The sequence below is a fragment of the Mesorhizobium sp. M7A.F.Ca.CA.002.04.1.1 genome (assembly GCF_004022805.1).
GTDB classification, from domain to species: Bacteria; Pseudomonadota; Alphaproteobacteria; order Rhizobiales; family Rhizobiaceae; genus Mesorhizobium; species Mesorhizobium ciceri.
Window position 1 is genome coordinate 1 of the sequence record NZ_RZPL01000394.1, and the last position, 5190, is coordinate 5190.

Annotated in this window: 4 protein-coding genes; 2 read left to right on the top strand and 2 right to left on the bottom strand. The window is 65.6% G+C overall.

The genetic code is table 11. From position 1 onward, the window contains the following. Window positions 1–2624, top strand: a 2624-nt coding sequence (locus ENZ75_RS19930) for an AsmA-like C-terminal region-containing protein (RefSeq protein ID WP_128278263.1), incomplete at its 5' end; no start/stop codon positions are given. A gap of 7 nt (window positions 2625–2631) precedes the next feature. On the opposite strand, the gene ENZ75_RS19935 is transcribed toward ENZ75_RS19930, so the two are convergent. Next, window positions 2632–3069 carry a helix-turn-helix domain-containing protein gene (locus ENZ75_RS19935; protein WP_013531012.1) on the bottom strand — a complete coding sequence of 146 codons (438 nt, stop codon included), beginning with the start codon at window positions 3067–3069 and terminating at the stop codon, window positions 2632–2634. Window positions 3070–3223: 154 nt separating this feature from the next. Here ENZ75_RS19935 and ENZ75_RS19940 point away from each other — a divergent pair, with 154 nt between their 5' ends. Further along, window positions 3224–5026: a chloride channel protein gene (locus tag ENZ75_RS19940; RefSeq protein ID WP_013531013.1), complete on the top strand. Its 1803-nt coding sequence runs from the start codon at window positions 3224–3226 to the stop codon at window positions 5024–5026. Here the strand turns inward: ENZ75_RS19940 and ENZ75_RS19945 are convergent. After that, on the bottom strand, window positions 5023–5190 hold a 168-nt coding region (locus ENZ75_RS19945), incomplete at its 5' end, for a ribbon-helix-helix domain-containing protein (RefSeq protein WP_128278264.1). The two genes, ENZ75_RS19940 and ENZ75_RS19945, sit on opposite strands and share 4 nt — an antisense overlap.

Genomic DNA, 5190 nt, shown 5'->3' on the forward strand with positions numbered 1-5190 from the left:
ACGAGGCGATCCGCCGCCTGCCGGCCGCCGGCTTCAAGGCCAAGGTCGACCTCTCGCAGAAGCGCCAGGCCTTCAGCGATCTCGAACTGATCCTGGGCAAGGCGAAGTTTTCCGGCCGCATCGATTCCAGCCAGCCCGACGATGCCAAGCCCTCGGTGCTGATGCGGCTTGAAGGCGGTGATCTCGATGTCGACGGGCTGGCGGCCTTCGCCTCGATCTTCGTCAGCGACAAGGGCGCCAATCGCTTTGCCGACCGCGACCTCGATTTCCAGATCAAGGCCGGGCCGGTCAACGCCGGTGGGTTGACCGCCGACACGGTCGACACGGCGCTCAGGCTGCGCGACGGGCTGCTCGAAATCGACCGGCTTTCGGTGGGCGGGCTGGCCGGCGCCTCGATCAGCGCCACCGGCCGGATCAAGGATTTCCCCGCGAGCCCGACCGGCAAGCTCGATGCGTCGGTGGTTGCCGTCGATCTGAAGCCGCTGATCGATGTCGCCGCCCAGCACTATCCCGACAGTGCCGTGCTCAGGGGACTGTCGAGCCGTGCTGCTGCCTATCCCGAGCTGTTCCAGGATGCGCGCATCGACCTGGTGGCGAGTGCAGCCGACAATGGCGACGGCACCACGGGCCTGGCGGTAAGCGGGCAAGGCAAGGCCGGCGGCTCGGCCTTTTCGGCGTCGCTGTCGGGGAAGGGCGTGGTGGACAAGCTTCTCGAAGCGCCGGTGGCGCTGACCTTCAACGCCAAGAACCCTGATGCCACCGCGCTGCTGGCGCTCTATGGCCTGCCGGCGCTGCCGCTCGGCATGCTGGGCGAGGCAAACACCGATATTCAGGCCAAGGGCACGTTTGGCGGCGGCCTGGCGACGAATTTCAGCCTTGCCGGCAATGACTTCAAGGCCGGTTTCGAGGGAACGATCGCCGACACGCCGCAAGGCCTCGCCGCCAAGGGCAAGCTCAGCCTCGATGCCGCCGACATCGAGCCGTGGCTGATGACGTCGGGCATCGGCCTGCCAGGCATGGGGGCGGGCATGTCGACGTCGCTCGCCGCGCAGGGCGACTACGGCAACGGCCTGCTGGTGCTGGACGAACTCAGCGGCGCCATCAACGAAGCGGCGGTGTCCGGCGACGTCAATATCGATGTAAAGGACGGCGTGCCACATCTGGCCGGGGCGCTGGCGCTCGACGAACTCGACCTCGATCCCCTGGCGGTGGCGCTGTTCGGCGACTCCGCCTTTCTAGCCGACAAGGAGGGCGCAGCCAAAGACCGGGCAGGCAAGGGTGGCGTGTGGCCGGCGACACCGTTCAGCCAGAAATCCAGCCTGCCATTCACCGCCGACCTCGACCTGACGACGGCAGCACTGGCCGCCGGCCGGTTCGCCACCGCCTATGACGCCGCCTTTTCGCTCAAGCTCGACCAGGAAGGCATCCGCGTTTCGGATCTCAAGGCGAAGTTGCTGGGCGGGGCGCTGACCGGCCTATTCGAGTTGAAGAACAACAACGGCACCGGACTGTTCTCTGGCCAGATGAAACTGGCGGGCGCCGATCTGGCGACCGTGCTGCCGGATGCCGGCATCAGCGGCATCGGCGATTTCTCGACGGCGCTGTCAAGCAGCGGCAAATCGGTCGAAGGGATGGTGGCTGCCTTGTCAGGCTCCGGAACTGCGGCGTTGAAGGGCGTGAAAGTTGCTGGCCTCAATCCAGATGCGTTCAGTGCGTTCCTCGCCAAGGCGGATGCGATCGGGCGCGACATCGATGCGGCCAAGACCGCCGGCTTCGCGCCCGAGATTGCCGCTGATGGCAGCTTTGCCGCTGGCGATACCGACATAGCCTTCACGGTTGCCGGCGGCACGCTGCGGGCGCCGCCGGTCAGCCTGGAAAATCCAGCGGCGACCTTGTCCGCCGACATCACGGCGGATCTCAACGCGGCCACGGTGTCGGCCAAGGGTGCGATCACCTATCGGCCTGGCGACGAGGCGCTGGTCGGCTCCGAGCCGGTTGTGAATTTCACCGCCGAAGGGCCGTTCGGCGCGGTCAAACGAGCATTCGACAGTGAGCCGCTGGCGCAGTTCCTGACCCAGCGCGCGCTGGAGAAGGAGCAGCAGCGCGTCGAGGCGATGCAGGCCGCGCTGCTCGAGAAGCAGCGGCTGCGGCGCGAAGTGCGCTATTACGCTGCGCGGCAGGATGCTCGCGACAAGGCGGCCGAGGAATTGCGCCGGCAGGAGGAAGCAGCGCGGCTCAAAGCCGAAGCTGACGCCAAGGCCAAGGCCGAAGCGGATGCACAGGCTCAGGCTGAGGCGGACGCAAAGGCTCAGGCCGACGCGGAGGCGAAAGCCAAGGCGGACGCAGATGCCAAAGCCAAGGCCGATGCCGAAGCGAAGGCGGCTGCCGAAAAGCAGGCCGCCGACGAGGCCGCCAAGGCGCAGGCCGAGCAGGAGCGGCAGAAGGCGGAAGAGGCGATGCGTATTGCCTCGCAGGAAAAGGCAAGGCTCGAAGCCGAACGCAAGGCCGCGCAGTCTCCGAAGGTGGAGCGGGCGCCGCTGCCGCAGGCCAACGACAATCCGCCGCCGGCCAAGCCGAAGGCCAATCCGTTCACGATCGACAATCTGCTGAAGTCGCTGCAGTAGTAGTCGACTACCCACGGTCTCGATCGAGCAGCCGCCGCAGCATCGGTTCGATGCGTGACAGTTCGTCGAGATGCGCCGCCGACAGCTCGGCCAGGCAATCGTCGGCGCGCTCGGTCAGTTGCAGCAGCACGCGGCGATGGTCGTCCTTGTCCTGATCCCTTGTGACCAGCCCTGCCTCGCCGAGACGGTTGACCAGTTCGACGGCGCTGTGGTGGCGAATGCGCAGGCGTTCCGCGAGATCGCCAACCGTCACCGGGCCGCCGCCGGGGAATCCCTTGATCGCCAGCAGCGCCTGATGCTGGCGCGGGGTCAGGCCGGCGTCTTCCGCCTGGACCTGGCTGAATTCGAGGAACCGGCGGATCAGGTAGCGAAACTCCGACAGCCGCTGGTAATCGGCCTGGCTGATGGCGGGACGTTGTTCTCGTGGCTGCGACATATCAGACATGTGTTCGTTTTCCGGCGAAAGCTCAAACGGATTTCGGGCGAAACCGGCTTGAATATTTATATCGTGTTACGATACATAGCCACCGACAAACCCGGCTGGCCGCTTCGACCGTGCCGCACCCCAGACATACGGCCGCCGCCAGGAAGCAACTGCCATGAAGACCCATCATTCGAACCCGGAGCACCTGCGCGATTTCACCACGGATCCCAGGGTTCTGCTCGTCGCCGCCATTGCCGTGGTGGTGGCGACAGCCGGGTTGTTTGCCGGCATCGCGCTTTTGAAGCTGATCCGGCTTGCCACCAACATTGCCTATTTCGGCCAGTTCTCGCTTGCCGACCTGAAGCTCGAGAACACGCCGCTTGGGCTTGCCGCCGTCCTCGTTCCGGTGATCGGTGCGCTGATCATCGGCCTGATGGCGCGCTATGGCAGCGAGAAGATCCGCGGCCACGGCATTCCCGAAGCCATCGAGGCGATCCTGCTCGGGCGCTCGAAACTCGACGCCAAGGTGGCGATCCTGAAGCCGCTGTCGTCGGCGATCTCGATCGGTTCCGGCGGACCGTTCGGCGCGGAAGGACCGATCATCATGACAGGCGGCGCGATCGGCTCGCTGATCGCGCAGATGCTGCCGGTCAGCGACAACGAGCGCAAGACCCTGCTGGTGGCTGGTGCGGCAGCGGGCATGACCACGGTGTTCGGAACACCGATCGCCGCCATCATGCTGGCGGTCGAACTGCTGCTATTCGAATGGACCCCGCGCAGCTTCATTCCGGTGGCGGTCGCGGCTGTTATCGCCGAGGTCGAGCGCACCATGCTGCATCTGCCCGGGCCGATCTTTCCGTTTCAGGGCGGCATGGAGGTGTCTTTTGTCGGCCTTGCCGGCTGGGTGGCGATCGGCGTTTGTGCAGGACTTCTGTCGGGACTGCTGACGCAGATGGTCTATGCCTGCGAGGACGGTTTTCAGAAGCTGCCGATCCACTGGATGTGGTGGCCGATGCTTGGCGGCCTGGTGGTCGGCATAGGCGGGCTGATCGAACCGCACGCGCTCGGTGTCGGCTATGACAACATCACCGACATGCTGGATGGCCGCACCGTCGCGACGGCGGCACTCCTGCTGCTGGTGGTCAAGGCGATCATCTGGTCGGTAGCGCTCGGCTCGGGAACGTCGGGAGGTGTGCTGGCGCCGCTGTTGATCATGGGCGGGGCTATGGGCGCTGTGCTCGCCGGCGTTCTGCCTGCCGCGGATCCGGGTTTCTGGGCGCTGCTGGCAATGGCCGCCACCATGGGCGGCACGATGCGCGCGCCGCTGACCGCCACGTTCTTCGCCGTCGAACTGACCGGCAACACACATATGCTGGTGCCGCTGATTGCCGCCTGCGCCGCGGCGCATGCCGTGACCGTGCTTCTGATGAAGCGTTCGATCCTGACCGAAAAGATCGCCAGAAGGGGACACCATCTGGTTCGCGAATACCGTGTCGACCCTTTCGCCCTGACCAGGGTGCGCGAGGTGATGACGTCGCAGGTCGAAAGCGTGCCGGCGACGATGACGCTGCATGGCGCAGCAGCGTTCCTGACGGCGCCGGAAACACGGCATCCGAGTTTCCCGGTGGTCGACGAGAACGGTCAGGTGCTGGGCCTCATCGATCCGCCGGCGATCTTGCGCTGGAGACGCGCCGGCACGCACCGCACCACCACGCTTGGCGCGTTGCTGGCCGGCAGCAAGGTGACGCTGGCCTATCCGGACGAATATCTCGAAGGCCTCTCCGACAAGCTGCTGATGGCCAACGTCTCCCATCTGCCCGTCGTCACTCGCGAAGGCTCGTTGCTGGTCGGCTATGTCGGCTGGAAGGATCTGATGCGCGTGCGGTCCAGGAAACAGGCCGAGGAGCGCGAGCGTTCGACCTTGCTTGGCTTTGGCACCAGACGCAGGAAAAAGGACGACGCGGTCGAAAGCCTTTAGATGCTCTCTCCTCGCTTCGCCCACTCCAGCACATGGAGCCTCAACGCCGAGGACAGGTTGGTGTCGCGGGGCCGCGTCTCGTCGACTTCGGCGACAAGAGCAGCGAGCGTCAGCTCCCTGGTCGCCGCGATCGCGACGAGGTCGTCATAGAAGGGCTTTTCAAG